General features: G+C 60.3%; 15 protein-coding genes and 1 riboswitch. Of the genes, 8 read left to right on the top strand and 7 right to left on the bottom strand.

Going from position 1 to position 17,940, the window contains the following annotated elements; translation table 11 throughout:
- Window positions 1-83: 83 nt before the first annotated feature.
- Complete coding sequence (locus G5315_RS02080) at window positions 84-2,339, bottom strand: LTA synthase family protein (protein WP_421332258.1); 2,256 nt, start codon at window positions 2,337-2,339, stop codon at window positions 84-86.
- Between the two features lie 255 nt (window positions 2,340-2,594).
- Between G5315_RS02080 and G5315_RS02075 the strand changes: the two genes are divergently transcribed.
- Window positions 2,595-3,680: a hypothetical protein gene (locus tag G5315_RS02075; protein WP_266133911.1), complete on the top strand. Its 1,086-nt coding sequence runs from the start codon at window positions 2,595-2,597 to the stop codon at window positions 3,678-3,680.
- An 82-nt stretch (window positions 3,681-3,762) separates the two neighbouring features.
- Here the strand turns inward: G5315_RS02075 and lysC are convergent, their stop codons facing one another.
- On the bottom strand, window positions 3,763-5,115 hold the full coding sequence (lysC, locus tag G5315_RS02070) for a lysine-sensitive aspartokinase 3 (RefSeq protein ID WP_047438909.1): 1,353 nt from the start codon (window positions 5,113-5,115) through the stop codon (window positions 3,763-3,765).
- 90 nt (window positions 5,116-5,205) lie between these two features.
- Window positions 5,206-5,429, bottom strand: a riboswitch (Lysine riboswitch).
- Between the two features lie 107 nt (window positions 5,430-5,536).
- Window positions 5,537-6,865, bottom strand: coding sequence for an amino-acid N-acetyltransferase (gene argA, locus G5315_RS02065; protein WP_005345063.1), 1,329 nt, complete (start codon window positions 6,863-6,865; stop codon window positions 5,537-5,539).
- Between the two features lie 268 nt (window positions 6,866-7,133).
- Here argA and msrA point away from each other — a divergent pair, with 268 nt between their 5' ends.
- Window positions 7,134-7,766: a peptide-methionine (S)-S-oxide reductase MsrA gene (gene msrA / locus G5315_RS02060; RefSeq protein ID WP_005352745.1), complete on the top strand. Its 633-nt coding sequence runs from the start codon at window positions 7,134-7,136 to the stop codon at window positions 7,764-7,766.
- 245 nt (window positions 7,767-8,011) lie between these two features.
- Here msrA and G5315_RS02055 read toward each other — a convergent pair whose 3' ends face one another.
- Genes G5315_RS02055 through G5315_RS02045 form a run of 3 tightly spaced genes read right to left on the bottom strand, consistent with a single transcriptional unit; the run spans window position 8,012 to window position 9,273 of the window.
- Window positions 8,012-8,347, bottom strand: coding sequence for a DUF3802 family protein (locus G5315_RS02055; RefSeq protein ID WP_216978620.1), 336 nt, complete (start codon window positions 8,345-8,347; stop codon window positions 8,012-8,014).
- A gap of 57 nt (window positions 8,348-8,404) precedes the next feature.
- Window positions 8,405-8,893, bottom strand: a complete 489-nt coding sequence (locus G5315_RS02050) for a GNAT family N-acetyltransferase (RefSeq protein WP_421332256.1) — start codon at window positions 8,891-8,893, stop codon at window positions 8,405-8,407.
- Entirely contained in the window at window positions 8,890-9,273 is a 384-nt protein-coding gene (locus tag G5315_RS02045) for an MmcQ/YjbR family DNA-binding protein (RefSeq protein WP_005333730.1), read from the bottom strand. Before G5315_RS02045 ends, G5315_RS02050 begins: the two co-directional genes overlap by 4 nt.
- Window positions 9,274-9,391: 118 nt before the next feature.
- Here G5315_RS02045 and G5315_RS02040 point away from each other — a divergent pair, with 118 nt between their 5' ends.
- From G5315_RS02040 to G5315_RS02030, 3 genes are all read left to right on the top strand, one after another.
- Window positions 9,392-10,183, top strand: coding sequence for an alpha/beta fold hydrolase (locus G5315_RS02040; RefSeq protein WP_421332254.1), 792 nt, complete (start codon window positions 9,392-9,394; stop codon window positions 10,181-10,183).
- A gap of 251 nt (window positions 10,184-10,434) precedes the next feature.
- Window positions 10,435-11,805: a leucine-rich repeat-containing protein kinase family protein gene (locus G5315_RS02035; protein ID WP_421332252.1), complete on the top strand. Its 1,371-nt coding sequence runs from the start codon at window positions 10,435-10,437 to the stop codon at window positions 11,803-11,805.
- A 283-nt stretch (window positions 11,806-12,088) separates the two neighbouring features.
- Window positions 12,089-12,736, top strand: a complete 648-nt coding sequence (locus tag G5315_RS02030; RefSeq protein WP_005337003.1) for a thiopurine S-methyltransferase — start codon at window positions 12,089-12,091, stop codon at window positions 12,734-12,736.
- Window positions 12,737-13,067: 331 nt separating this feature from the next.
- Here the strand turns inward: G5315_RS02030 and G5315_RS02025 are convergent, their stop codons facing one another.
- The gene (locus G5315_RS02025; RefSeq protein ID WP_266133915.1) at window positions 13,068-15,854 is read right to left on the bottom strand and encodes an insulinase family protein; all 2,787 of its coding nucleotides are present in this window, start codon (window positions 15,852-15,854) and stop codon (window positions 13,068-13,070) included.
- Window positions 15,855-16,016: 162 nt separating this feature from the next.
- Between G5315_RS02025 and sixA the strand changes: the two genes are divergently transcribed.
- The 3 genes from sixA (at window position 16,017) to G5315_RS02010 (ending at window position 17,906) form a co-directional block, all read left to right on the top strand.
- Window positions 16,017-16,484: a phosphohistidine phosphatase SixA gene (gene sixA / locus G5315_RS02020; protein WP_021230584.1), complete on the top strand. Its 468-nt coding sequence runs from the start codon at window positions 16,017-16,019 to the stop codon at window positions 16,482-16,484.
- Window positions 16,485-16,617: 133 nt separating this feature from the next.
- A complete protein-coding gene (locus tag G5315_RS02015) occupies window positions 16,618-16,824 on the top strand; it encodes a DUF1107 domain-containing protein (RefSeq protein WP_005336998.1) in 207 nt (68 codons plus the stop codon).
- Between the two features lie 164 nt (window positions 16,825-16,988).
- On the top strand, window positions 16,989-17,906 hold the full coding sequence (locus tag G5315_RS02010; RefSeq protein ID WP_421332250.1) for a DMT family transporter: 918 nt from the start codon (window positions 16,989-16,991) through the stop codon (window positions 17,904-17,906).
- Window positions 17,907-17,940: the final 34 nt, after the last annotated feature.

The following is a 17,940-nucleotide window of genomic DNA, read 5'->3' as shown; positions in this document are numbered from 1 at the left end:
TTCGCAGTCGCAGTGACAAAGAGAAAGTGATAACCAGAGGCCGCTATTGCGGCCTCATCTATTCGTGTTGCGGGGCTTAAGGCTCAGGGCAGGGCATCGGGCCGGAAGCTGGCGCGGATCTGCGGCACCAGGCTCGAGGGGTCGAATCCCTTCTCTTCACCCAGCACCGGATGGAGCAGAGGCTTGTCCTCGATGGGGGTGATATCCCCCGCCAGCAGCTGGCGGGTGGCCTGACCCATCTGGTAGAGCTGGCGCACCGGAGCAAATTGTTCCCCGAGGATAAGAGGATCATCGCTGCGGGCAAAGGCCATCATGGGGATCTGGTAGGTGGCATCGCGCGCCGGTTTGTCGCCGTGAATACCCTTGCCGGCGGACATCAAAAACGGCTGGTGATCGCCAAAGGCCACCACCAGATAGCGCTTGCCCGACTGGTCGAGGGTCTTGAGCAGCCGCTCCAGCGAGGCCATGGCATCCACCACCCCGGTGTAGTAGGTGTTGAGCAGCTGGGTGTCACTCTCGCTCTGGTTCGGGCAGGCGCCGCTGCGCTCCTGCCCCTGATAGCGGGGGCCATCGAAGGGGCCGTGCCCCTGCATGGTGACCGCATAGGCAAACAGCGGTTTGTCATCCTGTTCGCTGCGCTTGAGCAGGTGGTCGATCAGCGCATCATCGGAGATATAGAGTCCCTTGTGCTCAAGGGTGGTGAAGCGTGTGTCGAACCAGCGCTCCTCATAGCCGAGCGCCGGGATCGCCTTGGCGCGGCCCCAGAATTTTTCCACATAAGGGTGGGCGAACAGGGTCTGGTAGCCGCTCTGTCTGGCGCTCTGGGCCAGCCCCGGCACCTGCTGCGAGAGGTAGTAGTAGGGCACCACCCCTTGCTTGAGCAAGCCCACCGGCAGGCCGGTGTTCATCTCGAACTCCGCCAGCACCGTCATGCCGCCGGTGGTGGGGGAGTGGATGGTTTTTTGCCACTGCTGCACGCTGGCGGGCAGGGAGAGGGTGGGAGCCGGGGCGCAGATCCGCCCCTTCCAGTCGAGCCAGAGCGACTCATATTGCAGTACGATCACCAGATCCCAGCGCGGCGCTATGCCCTGTGGCGGATAGCTCAGCTGCGGGGCCAGCTCGTTGATCTGCAAGGGGTAGCGAAACACGCTGCCGCTTTGCAGCATCTCGTCCACCAGATTGAACAGATAGAGGCCAGGACCTGAGCGGATGATGTCCCTGTGGTAGTTGACCGCACGGTCCACGTAGCGAATGTTGGCCCCCAGCAGCTTGTTGCCGGTCTGGGTGGCAAAGACGCACAGGGCAAAGAAGGCGACGGTGGCGGCGGCTGTGCGCAACACCCAGCGCGACAGGGCAAAGCGCCAGCAGAGAAACAGTGCCAGCAACACGGTGAAGATGGGCAGGATGGGGTGCTGGTCGAGCAGGATCCGCAGCAGCGCCAGCAGGTTGCCAAAATCGTCCCCGCCGAGCGGCACGCCGTAGATGGCGATCTTCATAAAGTTGGCCAGCAGCCCTATGCCTGACAGCGCGGTAAAGACCAGCCCCATATAGAGGTTGAAGCCCGCCAGCGCGCAGAGGCTCCAGCCCAGCACCATGCTGCCCCAGGCGAGATAGTAGTGCTCCGGGCGAAAGCCTGACCAGAGCAGAAACTCCCCCAGCTTGAACACCACGAAGCCGTGCAGCAGCACGAAGGTGAGGTTGCCGAGCAGCAGGCTGCCGATGATCCGCCAGCGCAGGCTGCGGCGCAGCTTTGGCAGCACCGTTTTGAGCACGGCGGCGCTCAGGGCCAGCACCAGGGTCAGGCTCACCACCAGATAGGTGAGGTTGAAGCCCTGCTCCGGCAGGGTTTGCAGGATCTGGCTGAAGTCGCCGCTCTCGGGGCGATCTTTGAGCAGCAGACCGATGCGCAGCTGATAACGGCTGGCCAGCGCATCGTCCGGGGCCCGCAGGGTACTGTTGAGAGCCAGCGAGCAGCGGTTATTGCGGCACACCTGACGCTTATCCACCGCTTGACTCAGCTGGTCAATCCGCTCCCCCTTGTCGTTGAGCAGCTCCACTCGCACCTTGTCCCCTGCTTGCAGCGGCCCCCGCAACAGCCACTGGCTGCGCACCACCAGATAGAGGCCGCGGCTGTCGCTTTTATAGAGCAGGGCGTGGCGGGTGAGGGTGGCCAGCGGATTGTCGGCGGGGCCTAGCACCAGCGGCTGGGCACGGCCCAGCCAGCTGCCGGGATTGATCAGCGGTAATAACAGAGTCAGCAGCAGCAATCCGCCCAGCAGGGCCAGTAGCCCAGAGGGCAGACTCAGGGCACGGGGGCGGCCTGAGGAGGGGCGATTCATATAAGCTCATCCTTTGAGCGAGTAAGGGAGAGATCGTTCATCCGTATAGAGTTTGACCCGATGGTGCGGGCCTTGTTTCAGCTTGTCAATTTAATGACCACTTAATGAATATTTGGTTACAGCTCAACCTTGCAAATTGTGATCCCGATCGAGGGGTTGTTCGGAATATGTGATGAAAGCGTCATCATGGGGTTTTGCCACTGGCTTGGGAGGGAGCTGCTGTTTAGTCTCTCGATAGCGACTGGAGGTACATGTATGAATCCCAAAGTGATGGCACGTCAGGCCAGATTGCTGCGCATGCTGGAGAGCAAGGAAGAGATCCGGATCGGACGCGAGCGCGACTGCCCGCTGCCGCTGGCCCAACTGGTCAAGCTGAAGGATACTCATCCCGCAGTGGTCAAGGTCTATCGCCACGGTCTCACCGCCGAGGTGTTTCACCTCAAGGTGGAGGGGCATCACTGGTGCCTCAAGCGGCGACGTCAGGATTCACTGGTGGCCAACCTCGATGGCAAGACCGCCTTTCTGACCGAGCTGGAGCGGCGGCGTGAAATCGAGGCGCTGCGCGAGCTGCATCCCACCGTCCTCTCCCACGTGGTTTGCACCAGTTTCGGCTCGGCGCGGGCCGGGGTACTGGTCTCCCCCTGGTTGCGGGGTGTGCCGGTCCATCAGCTCAACGAACGCAATCTGGCCCAGATGCTGGAGGTGCAGGGTGAGCTGGCCCGCTGGGGCTGGTTTGACTGGGACCCGAGTCCGGGCAACCTGCTCGATGACGGCGAGCAGATCTGCGTGTTCGACTTTGGCTATATGTGGACCTTCGATCCCCGCTTTGAATACAACTCCAACGGTCTGGTCGATCCGCAGTTCCATGTACCGGAGCGGTTGGAGACCCGCACCCTCTCCGGACTCTGGCTCGATGAGGCCGATCCTCTGCCGCAATTTCGCTACTGGCGTGAACTCTGCCTCAAGTGGGTCAAACGGGAGATCCACCACCTGATCCGCGAAGGGGCCAGCGCGCCCGTGCTGGCCCGCCTGCACGCCCTGCAGGGGGAGTGGAGCGCCGCGCTGGTGAGCGACGAGGCGCTGGTTGCCAACTGGTGGCGGGACATGTATCGCAGCCACCGGCTCGATGTGGCCGATGATCTGAGCGGCCAGAGCTGCGGCCCGCTCACCCTGCGTCGTCTCGACTGGCTGATGCAGGCGGTGACGGATCACTATTCGCTGCTGGTGGACAATCTCTCGCCTCAGGAGACGGAGCTGGGCCAGACCGGGCTGCTGGCCCGCTTGCAGCAGCTGCGCCGGGAAGCCGTCGCCTGTCAGTTGCCAGCCACCAGCCTTGCCTGAGCCGATACCTTTGCGGAATACAAATAAACAGGGCGCCTTGCGGGCGCCCTGTTGCATGGTCTGGTTCGCCTCGCGGTGAGGATCAGTCCAGCAGCTCCTGATGGAGGCGGTTGACGATATTGCCTGCCTCGCTCTCCTTGACCAGGAAGCAGAGGTTGTGGGCGCTGGCGCCGTAGCAGATCATCCGGATGTTGTGCTCGCGCAGGGCGTCAAAGACCTGACTGCCCACCCCGTTCACTTCGCTCATCCGGTTGCCGATGAGCGCCACCAGTGCCAGACCGGTTTCCACCTCCACCTTGCAAAGCTGGCCCAGCTCAGCCAGTACCTTGTCGCTCAGGATCGGCTCGCCGTTGCTCTGGCTGCCGGTGTGATCCAGCGTCAGCGATACGCTCACTTCCGACGTGGTGATGAGATCGACCGAGATGCGGTGACGGGCCAGAATGCCGAACACTTCGGCCAGGAAGCCGTAGGCGTGGAACATGTTGAGGCTGTGCAGGGTCACCAGCACCTGCTGGCGGCGCAGGGCGACGGCGCGAAACAGCGGGCTTGAATCTGTGCTGGCGCGGATCCAGGTACCACCGGCGGCGGGGTCCTTGGCGGAGCCGACAAACACCGGAATATTCTGGCGCACCGCCGGTTGCAAGGTGGCGGGGTGGAGCACCTTGGCGCCGAAGGTGGCCATCTCGGCCGCTTCGACAAAGCTGATTTCGGGAATGGGGCGGGCGCGGGTGACGAGGCGCGGATCCGTGGTGTAGATGCCGGGCACATCGGTCCAGATCTCGATACTGGCGGCATCGAGCGCTTCGGCCAAGAGGGCTGCGCTGTAGTCAGAGCCGCCGCGCCCCAGCGTGGTGGTGCGGCCATCGCCATCGGCGCCGATAAAGCCCTGGGTGATGATGAGGCTGTCGCCCAGCTGCGGGCCCAGCGTCTGCTGGCAGAGGGTTCGGGTGGTGGCCAGATCGACGGTGGCCTTGCCAAATCGGCTGTCGGTGCGCATCAGCTGGCGCACATCCTGCCAGTGTGCCTTGACGCCGCGCTGGCGCAGCAGCTCGGTAAAGAGGCGGGTAGACATCAGCTCGCCGCAGGCGATGAGGCGATCGGCCAGCTCCGCATCGGTATGCTGGTGGGCTTGCTGGGCCATGAGGCGAATTTCGTCCAACTGGCCATGAATGAGGGCGCTCACATCAACGGGGTTGCCGAGATCGGCCAGAATGGCCTGCTGGATCCCGGCCAGTTTGGCCAGCTGCTCGTCGCGGCCCGCTTCGTCCAGCTCCCCTTGAGCCAGAGCGACCAGCAGGTTGGTGACGCCGGCGCTGGCGCTCAGTACCACCACCCGGGTGGCGGGATTGGCCAGCACTATGTCGGCGCAGTGATTCATGGCCGGGAAGTTGGCGACACTGGTTCCGCCAAACTTGGCGACATTGATCGGGCTCATTGCTTACTCCTGTCTTATTTTAAGATTCCGGTTCCATCGGGCAAAAAAGAGAGGAGGAGGCTGAAAATGGCAGGAATGAACGAAGCTATCCCGGCCAGAAGCACTCCACCTGCAGAGCCCATCCCGTACCGCCCCTGACAGGGCGCGGTGGGGGATGATCACTACCGATGACAACCCGGGGGATTCAGCCCCCGCAGCCGACGTTGAGGTCACCAGTCTCCTCACTCGTCTCGGCGCTGCTCCCCCTGACCCAAGTTCACCGGACGCTGGTGTCCTCCCTTGGGCTGCCTGGGCAGCGCTCCTCTTCTGGCTCCACCAGGGCGGTGGAGTGCATTTAGAAATACCCTGCGTTGGATTGCACTGTCAATCGAGTTTGTGAAAAAGTTCAAATTGTCAGCTAACTCAACACAGAATCAATGGCTTAGGCAATGGTCTTTGACAAAACCTTGGAACGGCGCTGCCAGTTGTAGAGACGCTGGCGCGCCACCGGCAGATCTTCCACTTCCAGCGGATCGAAGCCCCGCTCCCGGAACCAGTGGATGGAGCGGGTGGTGAGCACGAACAGGCGGCGAATGCCGAGCCGTTTGGCCCGCTCGGCCACCTTGGCCACCAGCTGATCCCCCCGGTTTGAGTTGCGATAGTCGGGGTGGATGGCGACGCAGGCCATCTCCGCCATCGCCTCTTCCATAAAGCAGTAGAGTGCCGCGCAGCCGATGATCAGGCCATCGCGCTCGATGATGGTGAACTTGTCGATCTCCATCTCCAGCTGCTCGCGGGAGCGGCGCACCAGAATGCCTTCCTCCTCCAGCGGGCGGATCAAATCAAGAATGCCGCCGATATCCTCGATGGTAGCGGCGCGGGCCTGCTCGGCACTTTCCCGCACGATCTGGGTGCCGAGGCCGTCGCGACTGAACAGCTCCTGCAGCATGGCGCCATCATCCTGATAGCTCACCAGATGGGAGCGGGGCACGCCGCCACGGCAAGAGGCAATGGCCGCGCGCAGATAGCGGGCGGTGCCGGACATCTCTTCGCCCGCCTGCTCCAGCTCCACCAGCAGCTCTTCGGCCTGTTCGGGGAAGAGCTCGGAGATGGCTTCGCCGCGTCTGTCCATTACCCCCTGGGTGCTGCTAAAGCAGATGAGCTTGTCCGCCTTGAGGTCGACCGCCACCCGGCGGGCCACCTCTTCCGAGCTCAGGTTAAAGCTCTCGCCGGTGACCGAGCAGCCGATGGGGGAGATCAGCACCAGACTCTTCTGATCGAGCTGGCGGGTGATCCCCTCCACGTCGATGCGGCGCACCCGGCCGCTGTGGCAAAAGTCGATGCCATCATCCACACCCAGCGGCTGGGCGGTGACGAAGTTGCCGCTCACCACGCTGATCCGCGCTCCCTGCATGGGGGTGTTGGCGAGCCCCATGGAGAGCTGGGCGGTGATGTCGTATTGCAGGCCGCCACACACCTGTTTGATGATGGTGAAACTCTCGTCATCGGTGACCCGGATCCGCTTGTGGTACTGGGCCTCGATACCGGCGCGGGCCAGCGCTTCATCGTTTTGCGGACGTGAACCAAACACCAGCACCAGGCGTATGCCCAGTGTCTGCAGCAGGGCGATATCGCTGACGATATTGGCGAAGTTGGGGTGGCAGATGGCTTCTCCCCCCATCATCAGCACAAAGGTGGCCCCCCGATGCACATTGACATAGGGGGTGGATTGCCGGAAGGCATTGACCAGACTGGGTTCGCGTTCACGCACTTGATATTTCTTCCATAAAAAAACAGCGATTGGCTCAATATATGAAAATTAATTCACAAATCAAGACTAAATATTGATTTTGGCTGTTTCTGGTCTACGAGGGGCGGCTTGGCCGTGCGGATCGGGGAAGAGGGACAGACGGTGCAGACGGCCGCCGGGGCGAGCGGGGAGGGGCCCGCCGGTTGATCCAGCGCGATAAACTGCTATCTTCGATGCTCCTTTTCGTCAGCTGTGTGATTTCACAGGGTTTTATACAAGGACAGAATTCATGGAACAGATTATTTCACCGGCAGATGCCCTGCCGGGACGACGCGAAGCTATGGTGATTGGTCAGCAGCATGCGGTGAATGGCAACCCGACCCAGGGTCCCTGGCCCGAGAACATGGAGATCGCCTGGTTTGGTATGGGCTGTTTCTGGGGCGTGGAGCGCCTGTTCTGGCAGCAGCCGGGCGTCTATTCCACCGCGGCCGGTTATCAGGGCGGTGTGACCCAGAATCCCACCTACAAAGAGGTGTGCAGCGGCCTGACCGGTCATGCCGAGACGGTGCAGGTGGTGTTTGATCCGGCGGTGATCAGCTACGGCGATCTGCTCAGACTGTTCTGGGAGCAGCACGATCCGGCGCAGGGGATGCGTCAGGGCGGGGACATTGGTACCCAGTATCGCTCGGTGATCTTCTATGGCGATGAGAGCCAGCAGATCATTGCCCAGCAGAGCATGGCGGCCTATCAGCAGGCGATGGCGGCAAGCGGCGACAGTCGTGCCATTACCACCCGCATTCTGCCGCTGGCGCCCTTCTACTACGCCGAGGATTACCATCAGCAATATCTGGAGAAAAATCCGGATGGCTACTGCGGATTGGGTGGCATTGGAGTCTGTTTGCCGCCAAGCCTGAACCGCTGAACAGGTTTGTAGTCGATTTCTTAATAAAAGTGAAAATAAATGGTCGGAGGAGGGAACTTATTGCGACCAGTCGGGACTAACTAGGTAGCGTCCAGGGATCGGATGCAAAGTCCAGACACATTTCTTGCCTTGATAACCGCCTGATGAATGAACGCACTGGCGGGTTGAAAATGATAGCAAGCAGGGCTGCCCACCAAGGCGGCCCTTTTCATATCTGCTTGTTTTCGCTCGGGAGGGGCGATCGGTCAGGCGATCGCGCTGTCGAACAGGTTCTTGATGAGATCGATAAATTCGATGAGGAAGGTTTTTTGTTCCGGGGTCGGGGCGCGCAGCCAGACAGCAGAGAGCACCTCTTCCAGATCGGCGACCACGGCGTCGGCCTCCTGCATGATGGCGAAACGCACCTTGGGATCGAGCTGGGGGTTTTGTTCGCAAATGGCCATCAGGTTGCTGGCAACACGGCCACTGACCAGGTCTTCGATGGTCTCTTCACCATCGCTCTGCTGTTGGGATTCAAACAATCCCAAACTCTCCACCAGATACTCGATCAGCGAGATATAGCCTTCACTTTCTACCACCATGGTTGCTGCCTCAATACAGTAACAATACGAAAATTGAGCGTATTTTAGTGGCTTGCTCTAGCTTGGCAAGCTGCAGTGCAGGCGATGGCGAGTAAAACTGACTCCGCCCCGCTCCACGCACTCCAGCCCGGTCAACGTAAAGCCATGTCGTAAAAATAGCTCATAACTGAAGGCGCTGGCCTCGGTGGTGATGAGCGTCAGACCGAGCCCTCTGGCTCCCGCGAGCGCCGTGGTGAGTAACAGATTGCCCAGTCCCTGGCGCTGATGGTCGGCGCTGACATAGAGCAGGCTGAGGTGGCCATCGGGGCTCAGGGTGACAAAACCGAGGGGCACATTTGCCTGCTCCGCTACCCAGCCGTGGTGCTCGCGCAGCTGGCTGACAAAGCCCGGATGTTGTGAACCTAGGGCCCACTGCTCCACCTGTTCGGCGCTGTAGTGCTCGGGGCCGCTGCGTCGCACCGCCTGCTCAAACAGGCTCACGAGAGCGGGGATATGTGCCTCGCCAAGGGGGACAATACAAAGTGCTGGATTAAGTGCTGGCGTCATAAGGTTGGGTCGTCAGTGGGGGAGAGGGGGCGCGGCGCCTGTGGCCGTTTGGCTTTGGGCAGACCCGCGACAACCCGCTCATAGGAGTGGTGCACCCAGCCCTGCCACAGATCATCCGGCAAGGTGCTGTTCAGGGTCACTGTGTTCCAGTGTTGCTTGTTCATATGCCAACCCGGTTTGACCTCGGGGTGGATCTCGCGCAGCAGCAACGCCAGCTCGGGCTCGCACTTGAGGTTGATGGTGAGCGGCTCGGCCTGCCAATCCACCAGCGCGAACATCTTGCCCGCGATGCGGTAGACCAGGATCTCCGGGCCAAACGGGGTATCTTCGGTGGCGCCCGGCAGGGTCAGCAGAAAGTGGCGCAAACGGGTCAAATCCATGGAAAGTTCTCGCGCAAGGGGTGATCCGGGTCATGTCAGGCGCATATCTATCGGCGGGGCTGTTCTGTTAATATGCGCGCAGCCGAGTATACCCCCCATCACCAAGGGAGCCTATTGGATGTTGTATCACAAGACTTTCGAACTGGGTCCCGAGCGGGATTGGGTGGTGTTTGTCCACGGTGCCGGTGGCAGCTCCTCCATCTGGTTCAAGCAGCTGCGCGCCTATCGCGAACACTTCAACGTACTGCTGCTGGACTTGCGCGGCCACGGCCGGTCCCACCAGCTGCAACAGGTGGTCAAGGGTCACTACAGTTTTCGGGAAGTGACCGAAGATATCGTTCGGCTGCTCGATCATCTCGATATCCGCCGCGCCCACTTTGTCGGCATCTCCCTTGGCACCATCCTTATTCGCCATCTGGCCGAGCTCTGCCCGGAGCGGGTGAAAAGCATGGTACTGGGGGGCGCTATCTTGCGGCTCGATATCCGTTCGCGGGTGCTGGTACAGCTGGGCCGACTCGGCCAGCACTTCCTGCCCTATATGTGGCTCTACCGGCTGTTTGCCTTCATCATCATGCCGCGCCAGCACCATCAGGAGTCGCGCAACCTCTTTGTGCGCGAGGCCCGCAAGCTCTGCCAGAAAGAGTTCAAACGCTGGTTCCGCCTCGCCACCGAGGTCAACCCGCTGATGCGTTACTTCCGCGAACGCTCCCTGCCCATTCCCACCCTCTATGTGATGGGAGAGGAGGATCATATGTTTCTGGCACCGGTGCGCGAACAGGTGGCCCGCGATGCCAGCTCCTCATTAGCGGTGATCGAACAGTGCGGCCATGTCTGCAATGTGGAGCAGCCGGAACAGTTTAATCGTCGTACGCTGGCGTTCATTCAATCGCTAGGGGGCGGACGGAAATAAGGATTCATTACGCTGTGCATTCAGGTCATGCTACAGCGGCATTGCAAGCTGGTCGCGAGCAAAGCGCTGCCAACGTGCAATAGATGTCGCTGTCTTGGCGATCGTATAAGCCGCATACTTTCAAGCTACCAGGGGTGATCTGCCCCCCTGATTCTTTATAATGCCCCCCTTTAAAACCGCTGGACCCAGGTTCGGCGCGCGCAGATGGCTTGCTATGTCATCATGCAGGTCATCAGGATTGAGAAACGGTTATGCATACTCTGGAACAGCTGCGTGCGGGTGAACTGTGCGGTGCCCGCCATCTGAAGCTTTGTGAAAACCTGACGGAGTTCCCCACCGAGATTTTGAGCCTGAAAGAGACGTTGGAGGTGCTGGATTTGACCGGCAACCAGCTAAGCACGCTCCCCGACGAGCTGGCCGGGTTCAGCAAACTGCGCATTATCTTCTGCTCCGAGAACCGCTTTACCGAGCTGCCCGAGGTGCTGGGGCGTTGCCCGGCACTCACCATGGTGGGCTTTAAGGCCAACCGGATTGCCACCGTCTCGGCCAAGGCGCTGCCCGCCGGTTTGCGCTGGCTGATCCTGACCGACAACGCAGTGGAACAGTTGCCTGATGAGCTGGGCCAGTGCGACGCCCTGCAAAAGCTGATGCTGGCGGGCAACCGCCTACGCGAGCTGCCGGCCAGCCTTGCCAACTGCCGCAAGCTGGAGCTGCTGCGCATCGCCGCCAACCGCATCGAACGCTTCCCCGAGTGGCTGCTCTCGCTGCCGCGCCTTTCCTGGCTTGCCTACTCAGGCAACCCCTTTAGCGAAGGGGAGGAGGCGCGGGCCATCGATGATGCCCATGTCGCGCCCATTGCCTGGGAGACGCTGGCGCTGGGCGAGTTGCTGGGGCAGGGAGCATCTGGCGTTATCCATCGCGCCACCCTTGTGGGTAATACTGCTGATGAAGTGACTCAGGCGAGCGATAGAGGCGATGATAGTCAGGTGGCGGTCAAGCTGTTCAAGGGGGCGGTGACCAGTGACGGGCTGCCCCGCTGCGAGATGGCGGCGTCGCTGGCGGCGGGCACTCATCCCAACCTTATCAAGGTGATAGGCAAGGTGGCGGATCACCCCTCCGGCATTCCGGCGCTGGTGATGGAGCTGATCGACCCGGCCTTTGCCAATCTGGCCGGGCCGCCGAGCCTGGACTCCTGCACCCGAGATGTCTATCCAGAGGAGCTGCATCTGAGTGTGCCGGATGCGCTGGCGATGGCCCACGGCATCGCCTCGGTGGAGGGCCATCTGCATCGCGCGGGCATCATGCACGGGGATCTCTACGGCCACAATATTCTGTTTGCCCGCGGTTCTGACGCGCCGGCTCGCGCCCTGCTGGGGGATTTTGGCGCCGCTTCCTTATATGACCGCTGCGACCGCGAGCGGGCCATGGGCCTTGAGCGACTGGAAGTGCGCGCCTTTGGTTGCCTGCTGGAGGAGCTGCTGGCCCATTGCGATACGCAAGACTCACTGCTTGATGGGTTGCATCAGCTCAAAGCGGCCTGCCTCTCGGAACTCCCCGCCGAACGCCCCGATTTTGCTTATATCGAGCGTCAGCTGGCGGCCGCTCGCGCCACGCTGTCGTGATCTTTCTGGCGTTGGCAGGCACATTTTGGCCTGCCAACGTCATTCCTTTTATTCATTCATCGCCATACACCCATGACGTTTTTGCATGGGTTGGTATACCTCTGCCCGTCATAAGCACAGCCAATAGCGCCCATTGTGACAGCGAGATGCAGGGCAAGGGGAACTCCTGTCATTCATCCGTAAAAACACTGGGACTGCGCGGCAAAAATGGGAGGGGAGAGGGTTGCGCGGTGTCGGTTAAGTTGTGATATTGAGGCATCTTTAGTACAGAAGGGTAATAACGATGGAAGCTGCGTTTTGGCATCAGCGTTGGGAAGAGAACCGGATTGGCTTTCATCAGGCGGACTTCAACCACTGGCTGCAATCCTGGTGGTCAGCCCAGCAAGCGGACGAGCCGGTGCTGGTTCCCCTGTGCGGCAAGTCCCGCGACATGCTCTGGCTGAGCGCTCAGGGTCATCCGGTCGACGGTTTCGAGCTATCGAGCCTTGCCGTCAGCCAGTTCTTCAGTGAAAACCAGCTCGCCGCGACCGTGAGCGAAGTGGGCCCTTATCAGTGCCATCAGGTGGACAGCCTGCGCATTTTTCAGGGAGATTTTTTCGCTGCCCCCAGTCTGGGTCGCCGTTACCGGCTGGTCTATGACCGCGCGGCGCTGATCGCCCTGCCGACCGCGATGCGCCGCCAGTATGCTGCCCTGATCAGTTCGCTGGTCGAGACCGGTGGCCAGATCCTGCTGGTAACCCTCGAATATCAGCCGGAGCAGCAGAGTCAGCCCCCCTTCTCGGTGGGAGAGATGGAGGTACGGGCCCTGTTTGAGCGCGATTTTCGTATCGAGGTGCTGGGGCGCGCTGCCGAGGTGGATCACCCGCGGGTGTTGTCGGGCCAGCTCTCCTATTTCGATGAGGTGGCCTACCGGCTGGTTCGCCGGGGTTAACGGGCAGCTAACGGGCGGCCAAAGAGTGATCTGCGCCGACAAATCATCAGGCTACGCGCTCTTCGCTACCTCCTTTGACGTAGATCAACGTGATTGGCGGGGGGAGTGCCTAATATGAGGCTGTTTCTCAATCACTGTTGGCATTGCAAAGCGAGTATCGGGTCTTTCCCGCTTGCTGATCAGCAACTCAGTGTCTGATTTTCACGCTCATGTTCACTTTTGGCGGCTTTGGTCGCAATTGTTATGGTTTTTCCAGCCGACCCTGATGGGTCGGCTTTTTATTGCCTGCGATTTGCCGTGGGAAGGAAAAACGGGGGATGTCGAGGCCTGATCAGGCTTCGAAGGTGGCGGCATTGAGCCGAAATGCCCGTGGATCGTCGATAAACTGGCCGGTGATCCGCTCGTCATGTTCGTGCCCCTGACCATAGCTGCAGAGGATCAGCCGATCGGAGGTGCGCGAACGCAGTTGGGTGATAAAGCGCACCAGATCGGCGCGGCTCAACTTGCCCACCTCGTCGCAGACCCGCTCCCGCTGATCGAACCCCAGATCCTTGTTGCCGATGCTGACCCACAGCCGCTGGCCGCGACTGCGCAGGTTGGCATCCCGCTCGCTCAGCTGGGCTTGCAGCCCCGCCTTGCTCTCCTGCCACTGCTGCTCGGTAAATTCGAGCATGGCGAGCGGGAAGAGGTCGATAAACTCCTCCACCGCATCGAGCAGGATCTGCGGCCCCGCCACCGGCGACTGGATATAGAAGATCAGCCCCGGGTGGCGATTGAGGGGCAGGTTGCCGGCACCCACCACATACCCCAGTTGTTGGCGGGTGCGCAGCTCGTGGAAGAAAGTAGAGGACATGATGTGGTTCGCCAGAGTGAAGCAGGCGAGATCCCGCGCTCGGGTGGTGCGGGATTGGTAGTAGACCAGGAGCGCCGAGTCTTCGTGATCGCAACCCTGCTCGCGAATAAGGGTGCCCCTGTCCTGAATGGAGATGAGCGGACGACGGGTCTCGCCGCTCGGCTTGCTGCTGGTGCCATTGATATCGCTCAGGTGGCGCTCCATCAGGGCGGCCAGCTCCAGTGCTTCGGCGGCAGTCCAGTCGCCATGCACCAGCGCTTCGACATGCACCTCGCCAAACAGCTGGGCCACGAAGCCGGGCATCTCTTCCAGCTCGACGGTGCGCAGGTGACGCAGCAACTGCTCGAACGGCGGGTTGTTGGGTTGCAACAGGCTGGTGAGCTGGTTAAAGAGCTGGGAGATGGGGCGAGCCTTGGACTGGTTGTCCCAGTTGCGAATGAGCTGCTCCTTGATCTCGGCGAAGCGACCCGGATCCGGATACCCCAGGGTGCGGTTGCCGAGGATCATGTCGAGCAACAGCGGCTGCTTGTCGGCAAAGCCGCTCAGGTTGATGGTAAAGCCCCCCTGATGGGCATAGATCTGGTAACCCAGCCCCGCCAGCTCCGCAGGATAGGTGAGGGCGTTGAGGTGGTCGGCCAACAGCTCCACGGCGAGGCGCGCCATGGCGATATTGCGCGGATTTTTTACCGCATGTTCGCTGTCGATGGAGATGTAGAGATTGCCCTTGGGCACGCTGAACAGGTGCTCATGGAGGTGCCAGAGGCGAAAACCGGGGCGATCGATAAGACAGGCGGGCATGTCGGCGGCAAGCTCGGGCGTACGCGGATCGAGCCTACTGCTGATAAAGGGGTTGGGCTTGGGTAGCGCCAGCGCCGGATCCGGCTCGCTCTGCTGCCAGCGAATTTTCTCGGCCTCGGTAATGGTCGTCACGCTGTAGGGGGTCTGATACCAGCGGGCCAGCCGATCGGTCGCCACTTCCGGCGCAGTGATGGTGATACGCAGGTTGTGCGGGGTGAGCTTGGCGAGGAAGCGGCGGATCAGCCCCTCGTCATATTCGCGCATCATGTAGTCGCCGTAGAGCAGATCCTCAGGCTGGTAGCTAAAGAGGTTGAGCACCAACCCCGACACCGTATCGAGGGGGCGGCCGCGCTCCTGAAAACGGAATGCCGATTCGAGCACGGTCCGTTTTTCGTCATAGCGCCAGCTCTGCAGCCCTTCGCGGCCAATCAGTTTCAGATAGCCAAACAGGGCGGCGAGGATGTCGTCCACATGTTCAAGGCCGAGCGGGGTGAGGCCGAAGTTGACGCCAAAATCCTTGAAGTTGGCGCCGCTGATGCCACCGCCCGCCGAGAGCTGGTTGACCCAGCCTTTCGCTTTAAGCAGGGAGAGCAGGCTGCCATCCCCCTCATAACCGATCAGATGGCTCAGGAAGGTGAGGGGCTTTTTGTCGTAGAACTCGTCCACATTGGGCAAGGGGAAGCTGAGCGACAGCTTGCGGGTCTCCTTGACCGGATTGATGTGGATGCGCACGCCGAGATCATCGAGCCGGTAAAGCGGCATGGTGAGCGTCGGGGTTCCCAAATTGCGATTCAAAATGGGAGCAAAGTAGCGACAGCACCACTGCAACTGGGTATCGATGGATTCCGGCGAGATCATCACCAACGCCATGCGATCCGCGCTGTAGTGGCTTTCGTAAAAACGAATAAGATCGGAGCGCAGATCCCGTCCCGGCAGATCGGCCAGGGTATCGAGGTTGCCCACCGAGAACTTGGAGAAGGGGTGCGCCGGGTTGACCGTCTCTTTATGCACCTGATAGCTGCGGCGCATGTCGTCCTGCAGTTTGAGGCGATACTCGGAGTCGACCGCGTTGCGCTCCTTGTCCACCCACTCCGGATCAAAGGTGGGGCAGATAAAGAACTGGGAGAAGCGATCCAGCCCCGCTTCGAAGAAGCCGTTGTCGATCTCGAAGAAGAAGTTGGTGAATTCGGTGCCAGTCCAGGCGTTGTTGCTGCCGCCATGACGGCTCATAAATTGCTGGTACTCACCAGGCTTGGGGTAGGTGCAGGTGCCGAGAAACAGCATGTGCTCCAGAAAATGGGCCATTCCCTGCCGGTCGGCGGGATCGTCAAAATGGCCGGTATTGACCGCCAGAGAAGCGGCGGATTTGTCGGTGTCGGGATCACAAATCAACAAGACCCTGAGCCGGTTGGCCAGCTCCAGAAAATGGTATTGCCGATGGTCATTGGGACTGGCATATGGGCTCATTGGTGTGTGACTCACGTTGGATTTATTTGAATTTAAACATGATTATCGACCCCGCTATCCCGTCAGGCAAACCCTTTTCTGAGAGGTAGCGCAATTGTTTCCACACCCGTGGCGGGGTAAGATCCCCCGGCTATCAAAACAGGCCCGTTGGGCGAGGTTGTAATGAAGATCTATATCATGCGTCATGGCCAGGCTGGCATGAATGCGAAAACAGATGAACAGCGTCCATTGACCGAGCAGGGTATTGAAGAGTCTATCCAGATGGCCCGCTGGCTGGCGCCTCAGCTGATTGGCCCGCTGGATCGGGTGATCCACAGCAACTATCTGCGGGCACGCCAGACCTGGCAAGCCATATGCAGTGAATTGCCTGACGCAGCAGCCGTTGAAGAGAGTGGCGACATTACCCCTTACGGTGATCCCGCTTTCGTGGCCAGCTACCTTACCACTTTGGCTGAACAACATGACCAGATCCTGATGGTCAGCCATCTGCCGCTGGTGGGTTATCTGGTGCAAAGCCTCTGTCCGGCCGCAGGAGCACCCATGTTTGCCACCTCGGGGATCGCCTGTATCGAGTGGCACGATGGCAAAGGAGCCTTGCTCTGGCTCGAAGGGCCGCATACAATAGGCTAAAAGTTAATAAAAAGTTATAGATTGAATTTTTTGGGAAGAGATGGGCGAGTTTTCCGGATTTTTATAAATATTTTACGGAATTAATTCGCAGAAGCTGCTGTCATACGGATACAACTGCAAGAGGTTGCAAACGATGAGAGTGTTCAAGAAGTACCTGCCACTGATGGTGGCAAAGCATGTCAAAACCTTCTTTAAAGGTCGGATTTACATTCATGGTCGGGGGCGGTTTGATTTCCAATCCGGTTTGTTGCTGATGCCGAATCCGGCGGATATTCCCCATCGCCAGACAGTCACCGAGGTCAACGAGCTGATCTCCAGACTGCACATGGATGCCGCGTGATGCGCTTCTGAACCTGTTTCTGCACTGATATGCCCGCACTTTTGCGGGCATATTTGTTTCTGGCTACTGGCGTTCACTATGTGGCTGTTCAGGCCCACACCTTTGTTTATCTTCCATCGCCCCCTATACTGGCCCGCTGTTGTCTCTTCGGTCTGGATCCTCTCATGCCCTTTGCCTTTCTGTTTCCTTTCTCCTGCATTGCCATCTGGGCTGGCAATGGCATCGTCAGCAAACTGGCGGTTGGTGTGTTGTCCCCGGCAGCCTTGGCCTGGTCGCGCTGGGTGGTGGCTGCGCTGGTATTAAGCCCGTTTCTGGCCCGTCGAGTATGGCGTGCGCGTGCCCGCATTCGTGCCGGCCTTTGGCAGATCGCCATGCTGGCCTCGCTGGGCATGGTGCTTAATCAGACCTTTGGGTACTACGCCGCACAGACCATGGGGGCCACCGAGATGGGATTGATGATGGGGCTGACGCCACTGTTGACCGTGTTACTCAGCATCTGGCTGCTGCGTGAGCGGCCCACCTGGGGCGCCGTGCTGGGGGCGCTGCTCTCCATCTTTGGCTTGTCTATCTTGCTGGGGCAGGGGGATCCGACCCGACTGTTTACCCAGGGTATTCATATCGGCTCTGTCTACATGCTGCTCTCGGCGGGCACTTATGCCCTTTATAGCGTGCTGCTCAAGAAGTGGGATTTGGGGCTCGACAACTGGTCGCTGCTCTACGGTCAGGTGCTCTGCAGTGTGGTGATCCTGACCCCCTTCTTTCTGCTGGTGGATGGTCAGCTGCCAGAGGGGCGTGCGATCTGGCTGATCTTCTATGCGGGGATCCCCGCGTCGGCCCTCTGTCCCTGGCTCTGGATGCAGGGGATCACCCTGCTTGGTGCCAATCGTACCGCCATCTTTATGAATCTGCTGCCAGTGATGACGGCTGGCCTTGCCATCACCCTGCTGGGAGAGCGGCTGACCAGCTATCACCTGATCGGGGGCGGTCTGACTCTGCTGGGGGTTTTGCTGGCTCAGTTGCTGGTGCGTCCGGTGGTGATGGGTCGTCGCCGGGAGGTGTTGGCTCCTTGTCCCGAAGAGTAATCTTGCGTGAAAGCGTAGATGGGCCCAATGGCCC

Origin of the sequence: Aeromonas sp. 603607, assembly GCF_049171595.1 — a bacterium.
Classification (GTDB): domain Bacteria; phylum Pseudomonadota; class Gammaproteobacteria; order Enterobacterales; family Aeromonadaceae; genus Aeromonas; species Aeromonas veronii.
This window is presented reverse-complemented; position numbering and strand designations above follow the sequence as displayed.

Excerpts from the sequence above, each read along its gene's own strand:
- G5315_RS02080 (WP_421332258.1), bottom strand. The coding sequence starts at position 2,339 with ATGAATCGCCCCTCCTCAGGCCGCCCCCGTGCCCTGAGTCTGCCCTCT.
- G5315_RS02075 (WP_266133911.1), top strand. The coding sequence starts at position 2,595 with ATGAATCCCAAAGTGATGGCACGTCAGGCCAGATTGCTGCGCATGCTG.
- lysC (WP_047438909.1), bottom strand. The coding sequence starts at position 5,115 with ATGAGCCCGATCAATGTCGCCAAGTTTGGCGGAACCAGTGTCGCCAAC.
- msrA (WP_005352745.1), top strand. The coding sequence starts at position 7,134 with ATGGAACAGATTATTTCACCGGCAGATGCCCTGCCGGGACGACGCGAA.
- G5315_RS02055 (WP_216978620.1), bottom strand. The coding sequence starts at position 8,347 with ATGGTGGTAGAAAGTGAAGGCTATATCTCGCTGATCGAGTATCTGGTG.
- G5315_RS02050 (WP_421332256.1), bottom strand. The coding sequence starts at position 8,893 with ATGACGCCAGCACTTAATCCAGCACTTTGTATTGTCCCCCTTGGCGAG.
- G5315_RS02045 (WP_005333730.1), bottom strand. The coding sequence starts at position 9,273 with ATGGATTTGACCCGTTTGCGCCACTTTCTGCTGACCCTGCCGGGCGCC.
- G5315_RS02040 (WP_421332254.1), top strand. The coding sequence starts at position 9,392 with ATGTTGTATCACAAGACTTTCGAACTGGGTCCCGAGCGGGATTGGGTG.
- G5315_RS02035 (WP_421332252.1), top strand. The coding sequence starts at position 10,435 with ATGCATACTCTGGAACAGCTGCGTGCGGGTGAACTGTGCGGTGCCCGC.
- G5315_RS02030 (WP_005337003.1), top strand. The coding sequence starts at position 12,089 with ATGGAAGCTGCGTTTTGGCATCAGCGTTGGGAAGAGAACCGGATTGGC.
- G5315_RS02025 (WP_266133915.1), bottom strand. The coding sequence starts at position 15,854 with ATGAGCCCATATGCCAGTCCCAATGACCATCGGCAATACCATTTTCTG.
- sixA (WP_021230584.1), top strand. The coding sequence starts at position 16,017 with ATGAAGATCTATATCATGCGTCATGGCCAGGCTGGCATGAATGCGAAA.
- G5315_RS02015 (WP_005336998.1), top strand. The coding sequence starts at position 16,618 with ATGAGAGTGTTCAAGAAGTACCTGCCACTGATGGTGGCAAAGCATGTC.
- G5315_RS02010 (WP_421332250.1), top strand. The coding sequence starts at position 16,989 with ATGCCCTTTGCCTTTCTGTTTCCTTTCTCCTGCATTGCCATCTGGGCT.